This is a genomic window from Bradyrhizobium macuxiense (assembly GCF_007993935.1).
In the GTDB taxonomy this organism is placed as follows: Bacteria; Pseudomonadota; Alphaproteobacteria; order Rhizobiales; family Xanthobacteraceae; genus Bradyrhizobium; species Bradyrhizobium macuxiense_A.
Genome location: NZ_VITY01000004.1, coordinates 618560 through 642701, shown reverse-complemented (window position 1 = coordinate 642701; position 24142 = coordinate 618560). Strand labels below are relative to the sequence as shown.

The window sequence follows — 24142 nt, the reverse complement described above, 5'->3', positions numbered from 1 at the left end:
GCTCAAGCAAGAGATGAGGCCACGGGCTGTTCGCCACGCAGTCCACCTCACCTTCTGGCCTCTTATCCCGCAGTGCAACATTGGACAAATTGTCCAATGTCAACTTTGCTGCATCGCAGCTACCCCTTGGCGGAACTCATAAAATTCAAGTGGGGTGAGCCGTGCGCGCCTTGAAATTATTGGCCTTATTGCCGTTCGCGGCGCTTCTTGGCGGGTGCGATTTCGTCGTCCTGGCGCCTGCCGGCGACATCGCCGCCCAGCAGCGCGACCTCGTCGTGATCTCCACCGTGCTGATGCTGATCATCGTGCTTCCGGTGATGGCGCTGACCGTCTTCTTCGCCTGGCGCTACCGCCAGTCCAACACCCAGGCCCCCTATGAGCCGGAGTGGGATCACTCCACGCAGCTCGAGCTCGTGATCTGGTCGGCGCCGCTGCTGATCATCATCTGCCTCGGTGCGCTGACCTGGATGGGCACCCATCTGCTCGATCCCTACCGCTCGCTCGGCCGCATCGCCGCCGACAAGCCGATCGAAAGCAAGGATGCCCCGCTTAATGTCGAGGTGGTCGCGCTCGACTGGAAGTGGCTGTTCATCTACCCGGATTACGGCGTCGCCGCCGTCAACGAGCTCGCAGCGCCCGTCGACCGCCCGATCCGCTTCCGCATCACGGCCTCCTCCGTGATGAACTCGTTCTATATCCCGGCCCTTGCCGGCCAGATCTACGCCATGCCCGGCATGGAGACCAAGCTGCACGCGGTCTCCAACAAGGAAGGCACCTATCGCGGCTTCTCCGCCAATTACAGCGGCGCCGGCTTCTCCGGCATGCACTTCGAGTTCAAGAGCCTGTCGAACGCCGACTTCGACAAGTGGATCGGCACCGCCAAGGCCAGCGCCAACATGCTCGGCCGCACCGACTATCTGCAGCTCGAGCGTCCGAGCCAGAACGATCCGGTCCGGCTCTACCGCTCGGTCGATCGCGATCTCTACAAGGCGATCCTCAACATGTGCGTCGAGCCCGGCAAGATGTGCATGAGCGAGATGATGGCGATCGACGCCAAGGGCGGCTTGGGGCGCGAAGGCCTCAATAACACGCTGCCGCTCACTTACGACAAATACGCCCGCCGCGGCGCGCCGCTCGGCACCGAGCCGACCTTCGTCGCCGGCATCTGCTCGATGGACGAGATCAAGGATGCGCCGTCGCGCGAGATCACCGCGCCGCTCGACCTGACGCCGCTGCGCGGCTTCGGGCTGAAGCGTCCGCCGTTCTCGCCCGCGTCATCGACATCCTTGCTGCTCGGCCAGCGTCCGAAATCAGAGTCCTGAGGAGGACCGCATGAATCCCGATCTCGTCAAGATGATCTTCGGCCGCCTCAATCTGGAAGCGCTGCCGCTGCACGAGCCGATCCTGGTCGGCACCTTCGCGGTGGTGGCGACCGGCGGCCTCGCGCTGTTCGCCATTGTCACCTACTTCCGGCTCTGGAGCTATCTGTGGCGCGAGTGGTTCACCACCGTGGACCACAAGCGCATCGGCATCATGTACATGATCCTCGGCATCGTGATGCTGCTGCGCGGCTTCGCGGACGCGCTGATGATGCGCCTGCAGCAGGCGATCGCGTTCAACGGCTCCGACGGCTATCTGCCGGCCCATCACTACGACCAGATCTTCACCGCGCATGGCGTGATCATGATCTTTTTCGTGGCGATGCCGCTGGTGACCGGCCTGATGAACTACGTGGTGCCGCTGCAGATCGGCGCCCGCGACGTCTCCTTCCCGTTCCTCAACAATTTCTCTTTCTGGATGACGGTCGGCGGCGCTGTGCTGGTGATGATGTCGCTGTTCGTCGGCGAATTCGCCCGCACCGGCTGGCTCGCTTACCCGCCGCTGTCGAACATCGGCTACAGTCCTGATGTCGGCGTCGACTATTACATATGGGGGCTACAGGTCGCCGGCGTCGGCACCACGCTATCGGGCATCAACCTGATCTGCACCATCGTCAAGCTGCGCGCGCCGGGCATGACGATGATGAAGATGCCGGTGTTCACCTGGACCTCGCTCTGCACCAACGTCCTGATCGTCGCCTCCTTCCCGGTCCTGACCGCGGTGCTGGCGCTGCTGTCGCTGGACCGTTACGTCGGCACCAACTTCTTCACGAACGACTTCGGCGGCAACCCGATGATGTACGTGAACCTGATCTGGATCTGGGGCCACCCCGAGGTCTACATCCTGGTGCTGCCGGCCTTCGGCATCTTCTCCGAGGTGACCGCGACGTTCTCCGGCAAGCGGCTGTTCGGCTACACCTCGATGGTCTACGCCACGGTCGTCATCACCATCCTGTCCTACCTGGTCTGGCTGCACCACTTCTTCACGATGGGCTCCGGCGCCAGCGTGAACTCGTTCTTCGGCATCACCACCATGATCATCTCGATCCCGACGGGCGCGAAGATGTTCAACTGGCTGTTCACGATGTATCGCGGCCGCATCCGCTTCGAGCTGCCGATGATGTGGACGGTGGCGTTCATGCTGACCTTCGTGATCGGCGGCATGACCGGCGTGCTGCTCGCGGTGCCGCCGGCCGATTTCGTGCTGCATAACAGCCTGTTCCTGATCGCACACTTCCACAACGTGATCATCGGCGGCGTGCTGTTCGGCCTGTTCGCCGGCATCAATTACTGGTTTCCGAAGGCGTTCGGATTCAGGCTCGATCCGTTCTGGGGCAAGCTGTCGTTCTGGTTCTGGGTCGTCGGCTTCTACTTCGCCTTCATGCCGCTCTACGTGCTCGGCCTGATGGGCGTGACGCGACGGCTCCGCGTGTTCGACGATCCATCTCTGCAGATCTGGTTCATCATCGCGGGCTTCGGCGCTTTCCTGATCCTGCTCGGCATCGGCGCGATGCTGGTGCAGTTCGCGGTCAGCATCCTCAGACGCGAGCAACTCAAGGACACCACCGGCGATCCCTGGAACGCCCGCACGCTGGAATGGGCGACCTCGTCGCCGCCGCCGGACTACAACTTCGCCTTTACTCCGGTGGTCTACGACAACGACGCCTGGTGGGACATGAAGCGTCGCGGCTACAGGCGTCCGCTGACCGGCTTCAAGCCGATCCACATGCCGTCCAACACGGGCACCGGCATCATCCTCGCCGGCCTGGCGACGGCGATGGGATTCGGCCTGATCTGGTACATCTGGTGGCTCGCCGCCGTCAGCTTCGTTGCGCTGCTCGCGGTCGCGATCGGCCACACCTTCAACTATCACCGCGACTTCCACATCCCGGCGGATGAGGTGGTGCGGACCGAAGATGCGCGGACGCGCGTTCTCGCCGCGGGAGCCCAGACATGAGCGTAGCAACCACCCAAATCTCCGTCCAAGGCTCCGAGCCGATCTTCCACGTCATCGACGAGCACGATCATCCGGAAGGCGCCAGCACCATGCTGGGCTTCTGGATCTACCTGATGAGCGACTGCCTGATCTTCGCGATGCTGTTCGCGACCTATGGCGTGCTCGGCGGCAACTATGCCGCCGGTCCGGCGCCGAAGGACCTGTTCGACCTCAAGCTGGTTGCGCTCAACACCACGATGCTGCTGCTCTCCTCGATCACCTATGGCTTTGCCATGCTGACGATGGAGAAGTCGAAGATCGGCCAGACCCAGCTCTGGCTTGCGATCACCGGACTGTTCGGCCTCGCCTTCCTCGGCATCGAGCTCACCGAGTTCGCCCACATGATCCATGAGGGCGCGACGCCGCAGCGCAGCGCCTTCCTGTCGTCGTTCTTCACGCTGGTCGGCACCCACGGCCTGCACGTCACCTTCGGCCTGGTCTGGCTGGTGACGCTGATGGTGCAGACCGCGCGCTTCGGCCTGACCACGGCCAACCGGCGCCGCCTGATGTGCCTGTCGATGTTCTGGCACTTCCTCGACGTGGTCTGGATCGGCGTCTTCACCTTCGTCTACCTCCTGGGAATGCTGCGATGACAACCGACTCTCACGCCCTGCACTCCGATGCCGGCCATGATGACCATGGCGGCGCCGCCCACGGCTCGCTGAAGAGCTATCTGATCGGCTTCGGCCTCTCGGTGATCCTCACCGCGGTGCCGTTCTGGCTGGTGATGACGGGAACCATCGCCGACAAGGCGGTCACCGCACTGATCGTGCTGGTGCTGGCCGCGGTGCAGATCGTCGTGCACATGGTGTACTTCCTGCACATGAACACGCGGTCCGAGAACGGCTGGACCATGATGGCGATGATCTTCACCGTGGTCATGGTGGTGATCGCGCTGACCGGCTCGCTGTGGGTCATGCATCACCTCAACATCAACATGATGCCGATGCACGACATGAACCAGATGCCGTGACCAAGCGGTCTGCCAGACCCTCGCTTGTGCTGCTCACGCTCGGCATGCTGGGCGTGGTGCTGCTGAGCGCGCTCGGCGTCTGGCAGATCGAACGCAGGGCCTGGAAGCTGGCGCTGATCGAACGGGTCGAGCAGCGCATGCATGCGGCAGCGGTCGCGCCGCCGCCGCACTCGTCATGGCCTGAAGTCACGGCCGCGAGCGATGAATACCGCTGCGTCACGGTCGATGGCACCTTCCTGAACGCCGACGAGACGCTGGTGCAGGCGGTGACGAACGAAGGCCCCGGCTTCTGGGTGCTGACGCCGCTGCGGATAGCTGACGGAACCATCGTGCTGGTCAATCGAGGCTTTGTTCCGCCTGACCGGCGCGATCCCGCGACCCGGCGCGATACCCAGCCGCAAGGCCCGGTCAGCGTCACCGGGCTGCTGCGGATGTCTGAACCGAAAGGCGGCTTCCTCCGCCGCAACGACGCTTCGGCCGGCCGCTGGTATTCCCGCGACGTCGCCGCGATCGCCGCCACGCACGGATTGTCGCAGGCGGCTCCGTTCTTCATTGACGCCGACGCAACGTCGAATCCGGGTGGCATGCCGGTCGGCGGGCTCACGATCGTGCGGTTTCCGAACAACCATCTGATTTACGCGCTGACATGGTTCGCGCTGGCCCTTATGCTGGCGGGCGCGCTCCTGCGCATCGTCAGCGCCGGGAGCCGCGCCGGCGCCTCCGATCCAAGGTGGAGTTCAAGGCGCGCCGCCGTGCGCCGCCTGATCGGCGCAGCCCGCAATCTGTCTCGCGACACAGGCCCAGATGCTCGAGCGCACATCGGATCTGCATGAGGAGAACGCCGCGACCGGCACGGCCGTGATGCCGTCAGCCGTGAGCGCGGCCGCCGGCATGCCGTACGATCTCGCAGCGCCCGCCGATATCGCGACCAATCGCAAGAACATGGCCCTGCTGGTCCAGCTGCGCTGGATCGCGGTGATCGGCCAGATCGTCACCATCGGCTTCGTGCAATTCTGGATGGGCGTAGCTCTGCCGCTGCTGCCTTTGGCGGCGGTGATCTCGGGGCTGGTAGCACTCAATGTCGTCAGCCTCTTGTGGCTGCGCTACCGCGCCGACATCAACAACCGCGAGCTGCTGGTTGCGCTGGCGCTCGACGTCGCGGCGCTGACCGCCCTGCTCTATCTCAGCGGCGGCGCCACCAATCCCTTCACCTCGCTCTATCTGCTGCAGGTGACGCTTGGCGCGGTGCTGCTCGATGCTCCATCGACCTGGTCGCTGGTGGCGCTGGTCTGCATGAACTTCGCCTGGCTGACCAGTTATTACCGCCCGCTGGAGCTGCCGCAGCAGGGCTTTGCCGACGCCTTCAATCTCTACATTGCCGGCACCTTCATCGGCCTCGTGCTCGACGCCGTACTGCTCGTGGTGTTCATGACCCGGATCAACCGCAATCTGCGCGACCGCGACCTGCGCCTCGCGGCGCTGCGCCAACACGCCGCCGAGCAGGACCACATCGTCCGGATCGGCCTGTTGGCCTCCGGTGCCGCGCATGAGCTCGGCACGCCGCTCGCCTCGCTCTCGGTCATCCTGGGCGACTGGCGCCGGATGCCCACGCTCGCCTCCGACCCCGAGCTGTCGCAGGACCTCGGCGAGATGGAGATCTCGGTGCAGCGCTGCAAGTCGATCGTCACGGGCATTCTGCTGTCGGCCGGCGAGGCGCGCGGCGAAGGCTCCTCGCCGACCACGGTGGCGGCGTTCCTGGCCGCGCTGGTCGAGGAATGGCGGGCCACGCGGCCATCGGCCACGCTGTATTTCCGCAACGCCTTCGGCACCGACCTTGCGATCGTCTCCGACATCGCGCTCAAGCAGGCGATCTTCAACGTGCTCGATAATGCCGCCGAGGTCTCGCGCGACTGGATCGAGCTGATGGCCGAGCGCAATGCCGATAGGCTGCTGCTGTCGGTGACCGATCGCGGTCCCGGCTTCTCGCGCGAGATGCTGGCGCATATCGGCAAGCCGTATCAGTCCACCAAGGGCAGCCCCGGCAGCGGCCTCGGCCTGTTCCTGGTCGTCAATGTGGTGCGCAAGCTCGGCGGCGTGGTGACGGCGCGCAACCGGCCGGACATCGGCGCCGTGGTGAGGCTCGAGCTGCCGCTCTCGACGCTTGCGATCGGAGACCATCTTGACGGATGAACGCCAGCTTCTGATCGTCGAGGACGATTCAGGCTTTGCCCGCACCCTGAAGCGCTCGTTCGAACGCCGCGGCTACGGCGTTGCGGTGTCGGCCTCGCTCGACGAGGTCCGCGCGCTGCTCGAGCAGCAATCGCCGGGCTATGCCGTCGTCGACCTGAAGCTCGCCGGCGGCGCGTCGGGCCTTGCCTGCGTCGAAGCGCTGCACGCGCATGACCCCGAGATGCTGATCGTGGTGCTGACCGGCTTTGCCAGCATCGCGACCGCGGTGGAGGCGATCAAGCTCGGCGCCTGCCATTATCTCGCAAAGCCGTCGAACACCGACGACATCGAGGCCGCATTCCTTAAAGCGCAGGGCAACGCCGCCATCGAGGTCGGCGCGCGGCCTACCTCGATCAAGACGCTGGAATGGGAGCGCATCCACCAGACCCTGATCGAGACCGACTTCAACATCTCCGAAGCCGCCCGCCGCCTCGGCATGCATCGCCGCACGCTGGCGCGCAAGCTCGAGAAGCAGCGGGTGAAGTGAGGCACCGCGAAGCGTAGGATCTCTCACCGTCACCCTGAGGAGCGCGCAGCGCGTCTCGAAGGGTCGACGGCCCCGCTAGATCCGCACCTCCTTGGATACATCCGGGCCGTGCATCCTTCGAGGCTCGCTCCGCTCGCACCTCCAGCGACAAAGGGAAGCCTTTGCGCGGGGATGACGGGAAAGAAGCTGCGTAGCCCGGATGAAGCGCAGCGCAATCCGGGACAGCTTCTCCCGCGGTTACAGCGGCCCCGGATTTCGCTTCGCTCCATCCGGGCTACGTAGAGCGCATCGGACGCGCCGTTGCCGCCGCCTTCGCTGCCGGTGGATGGCGGTACAGCGCCCGTCTTGAGCAGACGTCGCCGCAGCAGGACAGCAGTGTCAACGAGACGCTACCGGCGGGCCAGAAAGACCCCTAGCAGGAATGCAATGGCAAGTGATTGAAGTGGGGCCGCCTGGGTCGCTTCACTCAGATGACGCAGCCACCGATCTTGTTGCGGCAACGGTTCGAATACGCTGTGCTCAGCCATCTGACGGATCGCCTCTGACGCCTGCTCGATGCGTTGCTCAGGGCTGGTCGTGGAAGCAATGGTTTCGTTAGCCATCACATGAAAGGGCCTTCTACATCAACATCAACGTCCCTTGATCCCGAACCGTTCCTCGATTCCATCACTGAGTGATGCGCTCAGTCCTGTCCGAAGAAGTTCGCGAACGGACGAGGCGGGGAGTCATCATCTTGGGATGCCATGATCGGCACTTCGCGGCGTTCTGCTTGCTCCAGCAGCACCGGACCTTCGCGGCGCTGGTCTCCCTGCTCGATGCGCCGCTGTTGACGCTTCGCGTGCTCAGCCGCCATGCGCTTGGCCTTGCGTTCAGCGTAGCGCTGTCGCCGCTCCTTTTCCGCACCGTCGGATTTTCTCGTCTCCACCACGTCCGGCTGCTTCTCGACAGGCGTTTGGACACCCTTGACCGGCTCCGGTTGCACCTGCGGCTGTTGAGCCGGGACTGTCTCTGGCGTGGTCGGCTCCCGTTGGGTGATGGGTTGCGGCGCCGGCGCGGCTTCTGCCGTGGATGGCAGGACAACGCGTGCCGGTTCCGCAGGCGCTGGCGAAGAGACGCGCGTCTGGGCGCCGGCAGGCGCATTGAGCGCCGAATTAGCCATCAATAGTCCACCGCCGAACCCGGCACCGAGGACGATGAAAGTTGTTCCGACGCCTGCGAAAAAAATGCCTGTCCTTGATACCATCGTCCGCACTCCTCCATTGGCGAGCGAACGCGCGAAAGGTACGGGCGTTCCGTTTCTGGATAGTGCGGCAACGAGGGCTGCTTGGCTGAGAGACCGGCAGCGGAGACCGTTTGGAACGGTGAGAGCGCACCCGCACTCGGATGCACCTGGCGATGCGACGCAGCCTCGCTTCGGCGTTCCTAGAGACGGCCGCTAAAGGCGGCCTATGCCCCCAACTCCAAAACAAAAAGCCCGGTCTTCCGACCGGGCTTTTGTTTTCAATCCGTCGAACCCTTTCAGGCGGCTTCATCCTCGACGGCGGTGTCGTCGCCGTCGTTGTCGAGATCCTCGCCGTCGGCATCGCCCTCGGCGTCGCCTTCAGCGGATTCGGCCTTGGCGCCGCGGCGCGGGCTCTTGGCGAGCTGGCCTTCGATCTCCTTGATCGCCTCGGTCTCGGTCGAGTGCTGAACCACAGCGATCTCGCGCGACAGACGGTCGAGCGCCGCTTCATACAGCTGGCGCTCCGAGTAGGACTGCTCGGGCTGCGATTCCGAACGATAGAGGTCGCGGACCACCTCGGCGATCGCGACGATGTCGCCCGAGTTGATCTTCGCTTCGTATTCCTGGGCGCGGCGCGACCACATGGTGCGCTTGACGCGGGCGCGGCCCTTCAGCGTCTCCAGCGCCTTCTTGACCAGCGCCGGCTCCGACAGCTTGCGCATGCCGACATTGGCGACCTTCGCCGTCGGGACGCGCAGCGTCATCTTGTCCTTCATGAAATTGATCACGAACAGCTCGAGCTTGGCGCCCGCGATCTCCTGCTCCTCGATCGCCAGGATCTGGCCGACGCCGTGAGCGGGATAGACGACGAATTCGTTGGCCTTGAAGCCCTGGCGTTGGGTCACGACCTTCTTCTCTTCCGGACGTGACGGGACGGCCGGCTTGGCGGCAACCTTCGGAGCAGCGGCGGGGACGGCAGCCTTCGGGGCGGCCGGCTTCGGCGCAGCAGCAGTCTTGGGGGCGACCTTCGCAGCAGCGGGCTTCGCAGCTGCCGCTTTCGCGGCAGTCTTGGCAGTCTTTTCTGGCATCACGCTTCTTTTGTTCTTTGAGGACTTTGCAGCCGCCGCCTTCTTGGCCCCCTTCACGGACGCCTTGGCACGGCCCTTGGTTGCGCTGCGAGCAACGACAGCGGCTTTTTTCGTCGTCTTTGAAGCACTCTTTTTACGCGTTTTCTGTGACACAGCCTGCGCGCGGAAACTGCCACGCCCCTGTTCGATGTTTGCGGGAACCTCGAAGCCACAAGGTACGCATGGCAGGGGGTTCTTGGCCTGTAATGTGCTCAATATAGCACATTTTCCGCAAAAATCAATGGTTTACGCCCGATTCCGGGCATAACGGGGGCCGCTCAGGTCATATGTCCGTCATTAGGGTTAAATCAGCGGCCGAACGGAAGGCCGCGACGGGCCGGAGCCACCCTTATCGGGTAGTCTGCGGTAACTGCTGATGAATCAGTCGCCGCTACCCGGATTCGGGGAAAAATATTTCTCGAACTTGCCTTCCTTGCCCTCCCACTCCTTGGCGTCTTCGGGCGAGTCCTTCTTCTGGGTGATGTTCGGCCAGCTCTTGGCGTAATCGCGGTTGACCTCGAGCCACTTCTCCAGGCCCGGCTCGGTGTCCGGCTTGATGGCGTCCGCCGGGCATTCCGGCTCGCACACGCCGCAATCGATGCATTCGTCCGGATGGATGACCAGCATGTTCTCGCCCTCGTAGAAGCAATCGACGGGGCAGACCTCGACGCAGTCGGTATATTTGCACTTGATGCAGGCTTCAGTGACGACGTAGGTCATCCAAAACTCCGAAACGATCCACTTTTTCTGGGGTTGCGTAGCGCAGGAATACCGGAGCCGCAAGGGAAGCCGGCCCCGAAAAACACCTGCGTTCTGGCGACCCTGCCAGCCGGTTTTGTTGGGAGCATGATCCTATCGCCGGTCCGGCCCCACAGATCCGGATCATGCTCCGGTCGAAATATCAAACGTGAGATAACTACTCCTTACCGGCTTGCAAATCGCCGGCCTGCAAATTCTCGTACAGCTCGCGCGCCGAACCGGCATCGCCGCGCCGCTCGGCAAAGCCGATCACCTTGAGCACCCGGACGCTGTTGTCGAGCGCGACGGTGATGACATCTCCCACCTTCACCGCATGGCCCGGCGATTTCTCGCGCGTGCCGTTGAGGCGGACGTGACCTGACGCGACGAGTTCAGCCGCGCTGGTGCGAGCCTTCACCACCCGCGCGTGCCACAGCCATTTGTCGAGCCGCTGTCGATCCAAAGGTTTGAGCTATTCCTTCCGGCCCGCGAGCTGCTCCTTCAGGGCAGCGAGCTTGGCGAATGGCGAATTCGGATCGATCGGCCGGTCACGCTCGCGCGGCGCGCTCGAGGCGTAGGGCCGGTGCGACGGGCCGCTCTCGCGCTTGTCGCGGCCGCCCTTGCCGAAATCGCGGCCGCCGCGGTCACGGTCACCGCGCTCGCCCTTGCGATCGCCGCCGCCGAACTTGTTGTCGCGGCGCCGCTCGTTGTCGCGATCGCGGCCCTTGCCCTCGAAGCGTTCGCGGCGCTGGCCGCGATCCTCGCGCGCCGGTGCGCCATCGGCAGGCGCGGCCGCGGTTGGGGTCGCATCGGCCGGCGCGCCGGGACGCGGCACGCGGAAATCCTGGTGACGGCGTGGACGGCGATGATGCTCGCGCTTCTCGCCCTCGCCGCCGCCTTCCGTGGCCTGTGCGCCCTCGGCCGGCTTGCCCTGATGGCGGCCGCGGTTGCGATCGTGGCCGCGATGATGCGGACGGCGCTCGTCGGAGCGGCCGCCGGGACGCCAGACTTCGACCAGTTGCGGCTCGGCCGGCGTCTCCGCAGGCGCGGGAGCGGCCTCGGCAGTGGCGGCGTCAGCTGGTGCAGCATCAGCGCTCGCGGCCTCCGCGGGCGCTTCGGCGGTGGCCTCGGACGTCGTCTCCGCAGCGGCTTCCGCGGCAGGCGCGGGCTCGTCGGCTACGGCTTCAGCAGCGGGCGCCTCAGGAGCGGGTTCTGCGGCGGCAGCGGCAACCTCCGCCACCGGCTCGGGCCTGGTCTCGACGACCACGGGCGTCATCTCGACGACCACAGGCGTCATCTCGACGACCACGGGCGTCGCTTCGCTGGACGCCACCTCGGCAAAGCCGACATCGGGCAGCAGCGCGGCCGATGGTGCGGGATCGCCGGAGACCAGCTGATCGGTGGCAGCTTCCGGCGCATCCGCAACGACCTCGGCGGCCGTATCGACCGGCGCATCCACGGCGGCATCGGATGCCGCCTCGACGGGCGGCGTGTCGGCGGCGACCGTCTCGGTTGTCTCGGCGGGCACGGCCTCAACCGGCGCGGCCTCGACAGGCTTCGGCGGCAGCGGCGGACGGCGGTCCATGCGGTAACCGAGCGCGCGCAGGATCGAGGCGAAGTCCTCGCCGGCGGATCCGGTCAGCGAGGTCATCGCCTGGGTCACGACAAAGCCGCGGCCGTCGAACGCACCCGCGGGCTTCTCGCCCGGCGAGGTCTCGCGCCAGGCCAGCGCCGGGCGGATCAGGTCGGCCAGCCGCTCCAGGATGTCGACGCGCACCGCGCGCTCGCCGCACTGGCGATAGCCGAGCACGCGATAGCCATCGCGCGGCAACGTCTTGTCGACCGGGAACGAGGTGCGGCCGCTACTCGCCAGATGCTGCACATTCGACAGCGCAGCCATGTCGACATTGCTCTGCTTCTCGGCCCACAGCAGCGAGGCCAGCGAGCGCGCCGCGGGCTTCAAAAGCTGCGGGAAATAGATGTGGTAGGCGCCGAACCGCACGCCGTATTTGCGCAGCGCCGCGCGCGAGGGCTGGTCGAGATCCTTCATCTCGGCCGCGATCTTGCTGCGCTCGAGCACGCCGAGCGCCTCGACGAGCTGGAAGGCGATGCCGCGGGCGATGCCCTGCAAATCCTCGGCCTTGGACAGTTCGAACAGCGGCCCCAGCAGCTTCTCGATATGCGTCTTGAGCCAGAGGTCGAGCCTCGTCTGCACGGCCTCGCGCGACGCGCCGGTCAGCCGCTCGTCGGAAATGATACGCAGGCGCGGATGCAGCGCGTCGTCGGCCGCGACCAGCTTGGCGACCGCATCGCCGGTCCAGCGGATGGTGCCGTCGGAGGTCAGCACGAACTGCTCGTCGGGGGCCGCACCCAGCTTCTCGGCACGCGTATCGATCTCGCGCGCCAGCACCTGCTGGGCGGCGGCTTGCAGCGCCTTGGCGTCGCTGCCGGCCTCGGCCGCATCAGGTGCGAAGGTGAAACCATCGAGCCGGCCGATCACATGGCCTTCCACGATCACTTCACCGGTCTTGCCAATTTCCGTATTCAAAACTGAGTTCTCCCGCAGGCGGCGCATCAATACACTGGTCCGCCTGTCAACGAAACGCTCCGTGAGCCGTTCATGCAGCGCATCGGATAATTTATTTTCGAGCTCGCGCGTGATCCCCTGCCAATGGTCCGGGTCGTAGAGCCAGTCCGGCCGGTTGGCAACAAAGGTCCAGGTCCGGATCTGCGCGATCCGGCCCGATAGCGTGTCGATATCGCCATCGGTCCGGTTGGCCTGGTCGACCTGGGCGGCAAACCATGCGTCAGGGATACGACCCTTTTGCATCAGGAAGCCATACAGCGTGGTCACGAGTTCGGCATGGGCGGCCGGCGACAGTTTTCGGTAGTCCGGAACCTGGCAGGCCTCCCACAGCCGCTCCACGGCTTTGGCCCCATGCGCCCATTGGCGCACCTCGGCGTCGCGCGCGACATGCTCGAGCACGCGCAGGTCCTCGGCGACCGGGGCCCGCGTCAGTGCCTCATGATTGGGCGACAGCGCCAGCGACACCTGCAACGCGCCGAGCGAGGAGAAATCGAGCTTGGCGTTGCGCCATTGCAGCATCTTCACGCTGTCGAAGGTGTGGTTCTGCAGCGCATTGACGAGCTCCGGCTCGAACGGCGCGCAGCGTCCGGTCGTGCCGAAGGTGCCGTTGCGCGTTGCGCGCCCGGCACGGCCGGCGATCTGGGCGAATTCGGCCGGCGTCAGCCGGCGGAACTGGTAGCCGTCATATTTGCGGTCGGAGGCGAAGGCGACGTGATCGACGTCGAGATTGAGCCCCATGCCGACCGCGTCGGTGGCGACGAGATAATCGACATCGCCGTTCTGGAACATCGCGACCTGCGCATTGCGCGTGCGGGGCGAGAGCGAGCCCAGCACCACGGCCGCGCCGCCATGCTGGCGGCGGATCAATTCGGCGATCGCGTAGACTTCGTCGGCGGAGAACGCGACGATTGCGGTGCGTCGCGGCTGCCGCGTGATCTTGCGGTCGCCGGCGAATTCGAGCTGCGACAGCCTTGGCCGCGTGATGATCGAGGCGCCCGGCAGCAGCCGCTCGATCATGGGGCGCATCGTCGCAGCGCCGAGCAGCAGCGTCTCGTCGCGGCCGCGGCGATTGAGGATGCGGTCGGTGAAGACATGCCCGCGCTCGAGATCTGCGGCGATCTGGATCTCGTCGACCGCGAGAAAAGATACATCGAGATCGCGCGGCATCGCCTCGACGGTGGAGACCCAGAAGCGCGGCGCCTTCGGCTTGATCTTCTCCTCGCCGGTCACCAGCGCGACGTTGTTGACGCCGGCGCGATCGACGATCTTGTTGTAGACCTCGCGCGCGAGCAGCCGCAGCGGCAGCCCGATCAGGCCGGACGAATGCGCCAGCATGCGCTCGATGGCGAGATGCGTCTTGCCGGTGTTGGTCGGCCCGAGCACTGCGGTGACGCCCGCACCGGGCACGCGGTCATTTCCGAACGAAGTTGAGAAAACCATTTTTTGCAGGTGTTTCTTGAATTGTTGCTGCGGTCAGAGCTGGCGTGATGTCCGTCCCGTCATCCTGAGGAGCGCGTCAGCGCGTCTCGAAGGATGCACGGCCGAGATATTTCCACACGTGGCGATCCGCTAGCCAAGACAGGTGGGCCGTCGCCCTTCGAGACGGCCGCTCCGCGGCCTCCTCAGGGTGACGGTGAAAGACTGACGCCTCGGTCTTCACTCCTGCACGCATCCTTTCGCAAAATCTGTCTCACAATGCGACGCTTTTGGCGCCGCCCTTAAGCTCTGGAACGAGTCTAGAACGAATCGCGGCCGAATCGCTGACTCCATTCCAGGCCCGAAACGTTCACCGCAACATCTCGGCGGAGTCCAAGGCGGCGGCACTAGATCAAGTTTGAGAGGGCTCCACAAGCAGGGGATATGCGGACTGAATTCCTTAAGTTCCAGGGGGGCCGAGTCGAATCAGAAGCGGGCAAGAGTCAACTGGATTCCATGACGTTTGTTGCATGCCCCGGACCGTCGCCAGCACTGCGTAGCCCGGATGGAGCGAAGCATAATCCGGGACAGTTGATCCGCGGATAGACGCCCCGGATTTCGCTTCGCTCCATCCGGGCTACAAGCGCCGCACAACGCCTCCAAAGCACCTTCTCCAACAAGGAGAGGTGAAGGGGCTACTGCGTCTTCGCCACGCGCGGCGGCGCGGCTGTGGTGACGAACGAGGTGGCTTCCAGCATGGCCTGGCCGAGCGGGGTCGGGATCGTCATGCGGAACGGCACCAGCAGGCGGGTGCCTGCGATCGGCACGAAGGCGATCTCGATGTTGCGCTGGGCGGCGAGGTATTTGATGACGGGGCGATCCGGGATGTAGCCCGAGATCGGCACGAAATAGAGCGCGCAGACCAGCGCCGGGCCGTGATAGCCGCGCTCGGCCTTGACGATCTCGACCCGCTTGAAATCCAGCTTGAGGTCGTAGCGCATGCGGCCGTCGAACACGCCGGCGCCGGTGCGGCAGACGTCCGGGCTCATCAATTCGGCATTGCCGGGCGCGCGCAGGAACGAGCCGGTCATCGGATCGAACACGTTCTTCTTCTGCGCCTCGGTCACCGGCAGGCGGTCGGCATCGACCGGCGGCTCGGGCTCGATCGCGGATTCCTTGATGCCGCCATTGGCGAGCACCATCCGGATCGTCTCGGACTTCTTCGAGGTGGTGGTGGTCGCGGTGTAGGAGGAGGCCACCAGCGAACCGTTGACGACACGGCCCTGCGAGGCCCCCGCGCCGGTGCCGCCGGAAAACGCCTTCAGGAGGCCCGCGGTGCCGCCCTGGGCTGCGGCCGAGAAGCTGTCGTCGCCGATTTCGATGGTCCAGCTGCCCTTGCCGACCGGGATACCGGCCAAGGTCGCCTCATACTGGGCGTCGAGCCGCCCCTGCGCGCTGGCGCGCTCGGCACAAAACAGCAGCAAGGCACCCGCGCACAGGCCGAGGAGCCGGCCGAGCGGGGGCAAAATGGCAATGGCGGTGGTCACTTAACCTACCTGACGGTCCTGCTATCGGCGCTCTGTTCGTTGTCCGCTTGGTCCTTCAATTCGGCCGGACAACGTGCGCATCTCTTATGGAACCAAGACTTGCAGCCGAATACGCCCTTTATATGGTTGCCATTTCAGCTGTTAAGTGGCTGGAACGGCTTATGAACCGGCATTCTCCGGTAGCGCCATGCGGCGATATAATCTTGACGCTTGGGCGATCTCCCCCTATACACCCGCGGTTCCTGGAAAATGGACGCGAATTCAAAACCCCCGCGCGGGCCGTGCGAATGCACGCCTGACAGAGAGGCGGGGATGGAAAAGGATTTTGTAAGATGTCCCGGCGCTGCGAACTGACGGCCAAGGGCCCCCAGACGGGCCACAAGGTGAGCCACTCGAACATCAAGACCAAGCGGCGCTTCCTGCCGAACCTGGCCAACGTGACCTTCATCTCGGATGCGCTCGGCCGCAACGTGCGCCTGCGCGTCTCGACCAATGCGCTGAAGAGCGTCGACCACAATGGCGGCCTCGACGCCTACCTGCTCAAGGCCAAGGCCGACGTGCTCTCGCCCCGCGCCCTCGAACTGAAGCGCGCGATCGAGAAGAAGGTCGGCAAGCCGGCGCCGGTGAAGAAGGCGAGCTGAGCGAAGCTGCGAGAGCGGAATTCGCGAAGAGAATTTTGAACGGCCGGGTCGATGACCCGGCCGTTTTCGTTGGGCCGAGTCGAACCACAGTCGTGAGACGGTGCTTCAGTTCTTCTGCGCCTCGGTCGTCGTCGTCTTCGCAGCCGGCTTGGCCGTCAGCCGCTTCATCACCTCTGCCGGAATGAACGCACGGCCGGTCTGGTAGGTGCCGGATTCCATCTGTAGTGGCTGGCCTGGCGTCGGGAAGACGCGATCTCCGCCAGCGGCCGTCGCGCTGCCGTCTGTTGCAGATGCTTGTGGCGTAGCAGTCGCAGCTGGCGCGCTTCCGCCCGCAGGTTTCTTCGATTGTGGAATATACAGCCGCGTCGCCACCTTTTCGCGCAGCAGTTCATCCTGGTCGGGATACCACATGCCGCTTGGTGGCGTCGCGGTGACGCGCTCGGCGAATGCACGGCTGAGACCGAAGCCCTGCAACCGCACGATTTCGGTCTCGATGGCAACCTGGCGGTCGAGCGCGGTCATGCCGCGAAACGAGGTCTGGTGAAAACCAAGCTTGCCGCTTTTCGCAAGCAGCACGCGCTCCTTGCCGCCAAGGAACACCACGGTGCAGGCCGAGAGACAGCTCTGCGTCACATACGTGGTGAGTCCGCGCGCCTTGATCAGGTCGGACATCTTTTGCGCCTCGCGCATGCGTCCGCCGATCGAGTTGAGTTGCACCGTCCTGAGGCTGCCCATTGCGTTGAGGAAGGTCTCAAGCTCGCGGGCAACGCCGAAGGTGATACCGCCAGTGAATTCCAACCCGCGGCCGTCTGCCAGCACACGGAACTGATGCGGTCCAACGCGCGCATCGCCCGCGACAATCTCGTAGACACCTGCGATCTGCGGGGCCCCGACGAATGCGCAGCTGTAGGCGACATACACCATGCCGAGTGCGGAGACGACTTTGGCTGCGCCGCCCCAAAAAGACTTGCCGCGCGCCTGGTAGCGCGACGCCGCGCGCCAGACGCCGACCGTGACCCAGATTCGCAACAGCACGATCGACGCCCAGATCGCGATCACCGAGACCAGCCACAACACCAGATATTCGCTGCCGCGCTCGTTGAGCAGGTGGCCGACCACGGCGATCGCAACGCCAAGGCCGGCGCCGAGCGCGGTGCCGTTGACCCAATAGGAGACCGGCAGCGACAGCTCGCCGCGCCAGTGCCGCACGAGGTAATTGGCCCGCCGCGGCAAGGGCGGCGGCAGCGCCATGGAGGGCCGCGGCGCAGCGGCACTCGCCTGCGCAACGTCCAATGCATCGGCAACGGCCTGCTCGGCCTGATCAGACACATCGCGCAGAGCAGGTTCGACTTGATCGGGCACGACGCCGGGCAAGGGCGGCGGTAGCAACGGTAGCACGGCGGCGGACCGCACCACGGCATTGGCGCCATCGATCCGCAGCACACTGGTCTGCGCAAACGAATCGTAGAAGGCCTCCTTGCGATAGATCACGTGATGCAGCGCGATCAGCGCGCCGATGCCGCCGCACATCGTGGGCAGGATCATCACCATCCACCAGGCCTCGCCGAGCGGTGTGATGCGCACCCCGAACTGGGATAGCAGCAGCGGCCCGGCGACGTAGGGTGCGAGCGGCAGCGCCTGCATCAGATAGCGGCGCAGCACCGCGCTTGACGGTGGCGGATGTGCGGCGTCAGCGAGACGAAGACCGAGCAGCCGGCGGCCCGGCGTGCCGCCCCGGCGATCGAACAACAGGCGCAGCACGAAGAACAGCGGCAGCCAGAACAGGCCGAGGATCGGCTCCGCGACCGGCTTGCCCTCGGCATCGCGCAGGTAAGTGATCTGCCTTGTTGTGGTGAAACCGCCATTCTGCGTAACCTTCGTCAGGTACAGGACGCGTGCCGAAGTCAGCTGGAACAAGCCCTGCCGGCAATCCGAGATCGCGGTGGGAACGAAATCGGTCGGGACCTCGAAGCCGGCGGGGACAGCCGCGAGCTTGTCGCAAGTGAGCAGCATGAAGCCGCCGGGAAATTGCACGCGCCCGCCGGTCGCGGGATATAACGCAAACGCCAGCACCTGGAGCAACAAGGTTGCGATGGCAAGATCGATCGCGAACGCCGTCACGCGGCGCCAGAAGCCACCGCGTTCGCGCGCCACGCCCTCCACGATCTGAAGCGGGGAATCGGTCGCAAGGTCACTCAAGACAAAACTGCCAAACAAAATCGGCTCACCCGGAGCCCGCCCGCGATCCCACAACCTGCCGGGACACGCCGCGGCGGCATGGTGCCGAAGTTCGGTTGCCGTGGCAAGCTGTTGCAACTCCCGTGAGTTAACGGTGCGCTGGCGCGCAGAGGGCTTGCGCGAGAACGCGAATTTCACCCGTCTTTTCAAGGCGGCACATCCTGTCCAGTCCTCGCGAAGAAAATATTCCTCCCCCCAACTCACCGGTACAAGCAACTCGTCCCGCCTCCTCTGAGAGAGACGTATCGCGATCGTCACGGACGTTGAGGCGGGATGCGGTGGACGCGATGGGCGCGCGCGACGAGACGCGAGCGGATTCTTCTCTGCACGATGAAGCGTGAAGCAAAATCATCCACCGTGTCGCGCGAGAAGAGATGGATTGTCTTCCGCCCATGCAGCGGCTTCCGTCTCCGCCAAGGCGTCCGCTTTCAATGACGAAGCATCATTGCCATCTGCTGCCAATGACAGCGATGTCATCGCTCACCCACCGCGCGCGAATCCATGTCGATGCGCTGCTCGTCCGTGAAGAAAGGCTTAACGCAGGCGCCTCGGCCGGTTCAGAAACCCTATAAATCAAGGCAAATCGGGCTCTCCGCATGGATATTAATCACAAACTCATTCGCATCATCACGAGCGCATGAGCCGCATGCAAAACGCCACGATCTCTTCCAACTCATGGTGTGCAAACAAGCCGTCCGACACGATTTCGATTCGACGCGGCTAAGCCGTGCGGCTCGAAAACCGTGAGGGACATCACGGCCGGTACAACTGATTGTGAGGCATGCATGCCGCACTCTTGGGAAGAAGCTTGGCCGTTCTTATGTCACGTCCAAAGAACGATCCCGATAAAGGAATTGATCAATGCAAGTTCGCGCAGCCGATACGCGCGGAAGACTGGTGCCTGCGCTCGCAACCGCCGCCGTGGCGGTGCTCGCGACCGCCGCCCTCGTCATCCTCGAATTCAACCCGCCCCGCAATGTGCTGAAGGGCGAGCCCGGCATGATCACCTCCGCCGCCGCCAACCGCGCCGGCGCCACCGTGCTGCCGACCGATCCGGTCACCACCGGCAGCGTGCGCTACCGCTGATCTTTCCATCATCGTCGTCCCGGCGCAGGCCGGGACCCATTACCACTGATATTTGCCGTTGAGCGGAATGTTGCCCCAGCGTCGCACCAAATAGGCAGCCGGGGTAATGGGTCCCGGCCTTCGCCGGGACGACGCTGGTGGTTATGCCCCCGCCCTCAATTGCACCCCGCCGCATTTTCGCATTCCTGCCCCGGCGCCTCGTCGCAAGCCTGCCTCCCCCGACCTGCGTAAGCTCTCCCGCGCGAACAACAAAAAAACGCACAGGGAGGCTCACGATGAATTGGAAGGCCATCACGGCAGCGCTCACGCTTGCGCTCGCGACGCAGGTGCACGCCGCCGAGAAGAAATACGGCGCGGGTGCCAGCGACACCGAGATCAAGCTCGGACAGACCTCGCCATTCTCGGGCGCGGCGTCGGCCTACAGCGTGATCGCGAAGACGCAGGCCGCCTACTTCAGGATGATCAACGACAAGGGCGGCGTGAACGGGCGCAAGATCAACCTGATCACGCTCGACGACGGCTACTCGCCGCCGAAGACGGTGGAGCAGACCCGCAAGCTGGTGGAGCAGGAAGAGGTCGCCGCGATCCTCAATCCACTGGGCACGCCGACGGGCCTTGCCGTGCGCAAATATCTCAACGACAAGAAAGTGCCGCAGCTGTTCGTCGGCGCCGGCGCCACGTTGTGGGGCGATTACGCGCATTATCCGTGGACCATCGGCTTCCAGCCGTCGTACCAGGCCGAGACCGCGGTCTATGCGAAATATGTGCTGACCCAGAAGCCGAACGCCAAGATCGCGCTGTTCTACCAGAACGACGACGCCGGCAAGGATTACGGCAACGGCTTCAAGAAGGGGCTGGGGCCGGAGAACACCGCCAAGATGGTGGTGGCGGAAGCGACCTATGAATCGACCGACCCGACCGTCGACAGCCAGATCGTGAAGCTGAAAGCCTCCGGCGCCAACGTGCTGTTCATGCACGCGATCCCCAAGCAGGCGGCGCAGGCGATCAAGAAGATCGGCGAGATCGGCTGGAAACCGGACCTGTTCTTCCTCGCGGCGACCTCGACCTCGGTGTCCTCGGTGCTGAAGCCGGCCGGCTTCGAATATTCCAAGGACATCATCTCGTCCTACTCGCTGAAGGATCCGAACGATCCGCAATGGAAGACGGATCCGGACGTGATCGCCTGGCAGGACTTCATGAAGAGCTATTTTCCGGAGGGCAATCTGCAGGACCAGTTGATCGTCTACGGCTATGTGGTGGCGGAGGCGACGGTGCAGGTGCTCAAGCAATGCGGCGACGACCTCACCCATGAGAACATCATGAAGCAGGCCGCCAACCTCGACATCGCGCTGCCGATGTTCCTGCCCGGCATCAAGGTGAAGACCTCGCCGACCGATTATTTCCCGGTCGAAGCGATGCGGCTGCAGAAGTTCAACGGCGAGACCTGGCAGCTGTTCGGCGACACGATCGGGAATGATTGAGGGGTGATGGGACGCTAAATCATCCAAGCCAAGACTCGTCGTCCCTGCGTAAGCAGGGACCCATAACCACAGGGCGTGGGGATGGAGCGAGCCGGGGCCACAGCGTCGCACGACAACTGCACCCTGTGGTTATGGGTCCCGGCTCGCGCTTCGCTTGGCCGGGACGACGGGAAGGAATCAAACTCCCCGCTCCAGCAACACCCGAAAATCCGCCCGCGCGCGCTGCGCCTCGGCGCGCGCGGCGTCCGACGCATCGCCGAGGCCGAAATAGCCGTGAATGAGCCCCTCGCCTGTGTGATACGCCACCGGCACGCCGGCCGCCTGCAACGCCTTGGCGTAGGCATGGCCCTCGTCGCGCAGCGGGTCGAACCAGGCTGTGGTGACGACCGCCGGCGCGGCACGTTTGAGGCTCGTCGCGCGCAACGGTGAGACGCGCCAGTCAGTGCCTTGCGCGGAGTTCGCGAGATAGTGGCCGCAGAACCACTCCATCACCGCGCGCGACAGGAAGTAGCCCTCCGCATTCTCGGCGCGCGACGGGAATTTGGCGTTCTCTGTCGGATCGGCGAAATTGCCGACCACGTCGATGACGGGATAGACCAGCAATTGCCCGGCGAGCGTGATGCCGGTGTCGCGGCAGGCGAGCGCCGTGGTCGCGGCGAGATTGCCGCCCGCGGAATCGCCGGCGACGCCGACGCGGGAGAGATCGCCGCCGAATTCGCTGATGCGCGCCACCACGTCGCGGACCGCGGCGAATGCATCCTCGAACGCGCCGGGAAAGCGCGTTTCCGGCGGCCGGCGGTAATCGACCGAGATCACCACGGCGCCGGTCTCGATCACGAGGTTGCGGGCCTGGCGATCATGGGTCTCGAGATCGCCGGCGACCCAGCCGCCGCCGTGGAAGAAGATCACGGTCGGCGCCGTGCCGCTGCCGTTGCGATAGAGCCGCGCGGCGAGCTTGCCGCCGGCGCCCTGCACCTCGATGTCGCTGGCAACATCGACCGGCGGCGGCGGCACTGCCTTGCGCGCCTCGGCCAGCGCGCGCAGCGAATCGCGCGCGCTCTGCGGCGTCATGGTGGCAGGGTCGCGCAGCGGCAGCAGCGGGATGATGTTGGCAATGATGGCATCGAGCGGGAGCGGCATGGGAGTCCTTCAGTTCAGTGCTTGCAATTCAAGTGCTTGGAAAGCGTGCCGGCCTCGATCGCGGCGATCTGCAGCGCGATGAACCGGCTATAGATGCGGGCCTGCGAGAACGCGCCGCCGGTGAACCAGAGGCCGGGCTGCGGCGTGCGCGTCCACATGTTGCGCAGCTCCTGTGTCGCGTCGTCGAAGCCCCAGACCCGCCCGACCCGCGCGGCGACATCGTCGCCGAACAGCCTGCCGACCAAATAAGCGGGGCCCTTGTAGCCGGTGGCGAGCACGAACAGCTCGGCGGCGCGCGATGTGCCGTCCTTCAGCGCGAGGCCGGTTGCGGTGAAATCAACGATGTCGGCAGCCTGGATCAGGCGGATCTTGCCGTCGGCGATCAGCTCGGAGCAGCCGGCGTTGAAGTAATAGCCGCCGCCGCGGGAGCGGAACTTGAGCGGCCAGCCGGTGCCGTCCTCGCCGAATTCGAGACGGAAGCCGGCGCGCTCCAGCCGTGACAACAGCGCCGCATCGAGCCGCTTCACCTCGTCGGTGATGATCTTGTGCGCGACCTTCATCACCGGCAGCGGCACGCCGGAATTGAGGATATCGCGCACCTCGATCGGCGGACCGTCGCCGAGATAAGTCTTGTCGTAGAGCTGCGCCGGCTCGACATTGACCACCATGGTCGGGCTGCGCTGGATCATGGTGACGTCGGCGCCGGCCGCATGCAGCTCCTGGCAGATGTCATGCGCGCTGGTGCCGGTGCCGAACACGACCACCGAGCGCCCTGTCCATTCCCGCCCCGCCGCGAATTGGCTGGAATGCAGCACCTTGCCGCCGAAGCGCTCGATGCCGGGGATGGTCGGAATGTTCGGCGTACCGCTGACGCTGGTTGCGAGCACGATGTGCTTCGGATGCAGCGTGCGCGGACCGTCGTTTCGTTGCAGCGTCACCGTCCAGCGTTGCATCGTGTCGTCATAGCGCGCGCCTTCGAACGAGGTCTCGGTCCAGAAGTCGAGCTCCATGATGTCGACATAGCTTTCCAGCCAGTTCGCGATCTTGTCCTTCGGGATGTAGTCCGGGAAGGTCGGCGGGAACGGCAGGTAACGAAACAGATTGACCGGTGTCTTGTTGTGCAGCTTGAGGCCGCGATAGCGCAGCCGCCAATTGTCGCCGATGCGGCGCTCGCGATCGACGATCAGGGCGTGGAGCCCGATCCGCTTGCACTCGACGGCAGTCGCGATGCCGGCATGGCCGCCGCCGACGATCAGCACATCAGGCTCGCGGTCGGCATAGGCGCGCGAGGCCTCGCGCTGCTCCAGCCAGTCGGGTGCGGCGAAATCGCGCGCATGGGATTGCTCCGCGGCTTGATCTCCGCGCGCGTCGCAGATGCGATTGAAATCGAGCATGGAGGAGAACGTCCACGCCGCGGAATTCCCGCCCGCATCGTGCAGCAGTCGGATCGCGCCGGTGCCCGGCCCATTCGACGTGTCGAAGGTGAAGACGGCCTCGATCACCTCGCGTCCGGCCACCACGGCGCGTCGCGGTATCAAGGCACGATCATCAAGGCGAAATCCGCGCGCGTTGACCGCGGCAGCGCGTTCCAGCAGCTCGGCAACGACGCGCTGCCGCCCGCTGAACGTCGCAAAGTGCCAGGAGATACCGAAGATGTTGCGCCAGTGGCTCTCGGGCGCGAATAGCCCGGAAAGACCCTCAGCGGCGCGGCCGGCGAGCGCCGCATCGAGCGCGCCGATCCAGCGCTCGGCGATCAGTTCAGGCGCGTCCGCCGTAGCCGGGTTCAGTTTGTCCAGCATGATCATGCTTTCTCGGGAGCAGTTGCCGTCTATCTGACAACATGCTCCCGAAAAGC

At 64.8% G+C, this 24142-nt stretch carries 20 protein-coding genes; 10 read left to right on the top strand and 10 right to left on the bottom strand.

Translation table 11 applies throughout. The annotated features are described in order from the left end of the window. Window positions 1-161 precede the first annotated feature (161 nt). The 7 genes from cyoA to FBZ93_RS14215 are packed head-to-tail and all read left to right on the top strand — an operon-like array spanning window position 162 to window position 7064. Window positions 162-1322, top strand: a complete 1161-nt coding sequence (gene cyoA / locus FBZ93_RS14245; RefSeq protein WP_146986535.1) for a ubiquinol oxidase subunit II — start codon at window positions 162-164, stop codon at window positions 1320-1322. A gap of 10 nt (window positions 1323-1332) precedes the next feature. Continuing rightward, window positions 1333-3336, top strand: a complete 2004-nt coding sequence (gene cyoB / locus FBZ93_RS14240) for a cytochrome o ubiquinol oxidase subunit I (protein WP_146986534.1) — start codon at window positions 1333-1335, stop codon at window positions 3334-3336. Then, a complete protein-coding gene (gene cyoC, locus FBZ93_RS14235) occupies window positions 3333-3968 on the top strand; it encodes a cytochrome o ubiquinol oxidase subunit III (protein ID WP_146986533.1) in 636 nt (211 codons plus the stop codon). Before cyoB ends, cyoC begins: the two co-directional genes overlap by 4 nt. Continuing rightward, window positions 3965-4348 carry a cytochrome o ubiquinol oxidase subunit IV gene (cyoD, locus tag FBZ93_RS14230; RefSeq protein WP_146986532.1) on the top strand — a complete coding sequence of 128 codons (384 nt, stop codon included), beginning with the start codon at window positions 3965-3967 and terminating at the stop codon, window positions 4346-4348. The genes cyoC and cyoD overlap by 4 nt, the downstream gene beginning before the upstream one ends. Window positions 4349-4374: 26 nt before the next feature. Then, on the top strand, window positions 4375-5181 hold the full coding sequence (locus FBZ93_RS14225) for an SURF1 family protein (RefSeq protein ID WP_146986618.1): 807 nt from the start codon (window positions 4375-4377) through the stop codon (window positions 5179-5181). Further along, window positions 5153-6538 (top strand): ATP-binding protein, encoded by a 1386-nt coding sequence (locus FBZ93_RS14220; RefSeq protein WP_146986531.1) that lies wholly within the window; start codon window positions 5153-5155, stop codon window positions 6536-6538. The genes FBZ93_RS14225 and FBZ93_RS14220 overlap by 29 nt, the downstream gene beginning before the upstream one ends. Beyond that, a complete protein-coding gene (locus FBZ93_RS14215) occupies window positions 6528-7064 on the top strand; it encodes a response regulator transcription factor (protein WP_146986530.1) in 537 nt (178 codons plus the stop codon). The genes FBZ93_RS14220 and FBZ93_RS14215 overlap by 11 nt, the downstream gene beginning before the upstream one ends. 389 nt (window positions 7065-7453) lie before the next feature. On the opposite strand, the gene FBZ93_RS14210 is transcribed toward FBZ93_RS14215, so the two are convergent. The 7 genes from FBZ93_RS14210 to FBZ93_RS14180 form a co-directional block, all read right to left on the bottom strand. After that, on the bottom strand, window positions 7454-7666 hold the full coding sequence (locus FBZ93_RS14210) for a hypothetical protein (protein WP_146986529.1): 213 nt from the start codon (window positions 7664-7666) through the stop codon (window positions 7454-7456). 80 nt (window positions 7667-7746) lie between these two features. Continuing rightward, a complete protein-coding gene (locus FBZ93_RS14205; protein WP_146986528.1) occupies window positions 7747-8307 on the bottom strand; it encodes a hypothetical protein in 561 nt (186 codons plus the stop codon). Window positions 8308-8582: 275 nt separating this feature from the next. Continuing rightward, window positions 8583-9374, bottom strand: coding sequence for a CarD family transcriptional regulator (locus FBZ93_RS14200; RefSeq protein WP_167529034.1), 792 nt, complete (start codon window positions 9372-9374; stop codon window positions 8583-8585). A gap of 420 nt (window positions 9375-9794) precedes the next feature. Beyond that, the gene (gene fdxA, locus FBZ93_RS14195; protein ID WP_016844914.1) at window positions 9795-10133 is read right to left on the bottom strand and encodes a ferredoxin FdxA; all 339 of its coding nucleotides are present in this window, start codon (window positions 10131-10133) and stop codon (window positions 9795-9797) included. A gap of 196 nt (window positions 10134-10329) precedes the next feature. Beyond that, window positions 10330-10614 carry an RNA-binding S4 domain-containing protein gene (locus FBZ93_RS14190; protein ID WP_146986527.1) on the bottom strand — a complete coding sequence of 95 codons (285 nt, stop codon included), beginning with the start codon at window positions 10612-10614 and terminating at the stop codon, window positions 10330-10332. A gap of 9 nt (window positions 10615-10623) precedes the next feature. Continuing rightward, entirely contained in the window at window positions 10624-14178 is a 3555-nt protein-coding gene (locus tag FBZ93_RS14185; RefSeq protein ID WP_146986526.1) for a helicase-related protein, read from the bottom strand. Between the two features lie 671 nt (window positions 14179-14849). Next, on the bottom strand, window positions 14850-15680 hold the full coding sequence (locus tag FBZ93_RS14180; RefSeq protein WP_146986616.1) for a DUF3108 domain-containing protein: 831 nt from the start codon (window positions 15678-15680) through the stop codon (window positions 14850-14852). Between the two features lie 353 nt (window positions 15681-16033). Here FBZ93_RS14180 and rpmB point away from each other — a divergent pair, with 353 nt between their 5' ends. Further along, window positions 16034-16342 (top strand): 50S ribosomal protein L28, encoded by a 309-nt coding sequence (rpmB, locus tag FBZ93_RS14175; RefSeq protein ID WP_050423898.1) that lies wholly within the window; start codon window positions 16034-16036, stop codon window positions 16340-16342. A gap of 105 nt (window positions 16343-16447) precedes the next feature. On the opposite strand, the gene FBZ93_RS14170 is transcribed toward rpmB, so the two are convergent. Next, window positions 16448-18541, bottom strand: coding sequence for an RDD family protein (locus tag FBZ93_RS14170; protein ID WP_167529033.1), 2094 nt, complete (start codon window positions 18539-18541; stop codon window positions 16448-16450). A gap of 900 nt (window positions 18542-19441) precedes the next feature. Between FBZ93_RS14170 and FBZ93_RS14165 the strand changes: the two genes are divergently transcribed. Together FBZ93_RS14165 and FBZ93_RS14160 are read left to right on the top strand one after the other, a co-directional pair. Continuing rightward, a complete protein-coding gene (locus FBZ93_RS14165) occupies window positions 19442-19666 on the top strand; it encodes a hypothetical protein (protein ID WP_050423900.1) in 225 nt (74 codons plus the stop codon). A gap of 275 nt (window positions 19667-19941) precedes the next feature. After that, window positions 19942-21147, top strand: coding sequence for an ABC transporter substrate-binding protein (locus FBZ93_RS14160; RefSeq protein WP_146986524.1), 1206 nt, complete (start codon window positions 19942-19944; stop codon window positions 21145-21147). A 177-nt stretch (window positions 21148-21324) separates the two neighbouring features. On the opposite strand, the gene FBZ93_RS14155 is transcribed toward FBZ93_RS14160, so the two are convergent. Then, entirely contained in the window at window positions 21325-22287 is a 963-nt protein-coding gene (locus FBZ93_RS14155; RefSeq protein ID WP_146986523.1) for an alpha/beta hydrolase, read from the bottom strand. A gap of 14 nt (window positions 22288-22301) precedes the next feature. Then, a complete protein-coding gene (locus FBZ93_RS14150; RefSeq protein WP_146986522.1) occupies window positions 22302-24086 on the bottom strand; it encodes a flavin-containing monooxygenase in 1785 nt (594 codons plus the stop codon). Window positions 24087-24142: the final 56 nt, after the last annotated feature.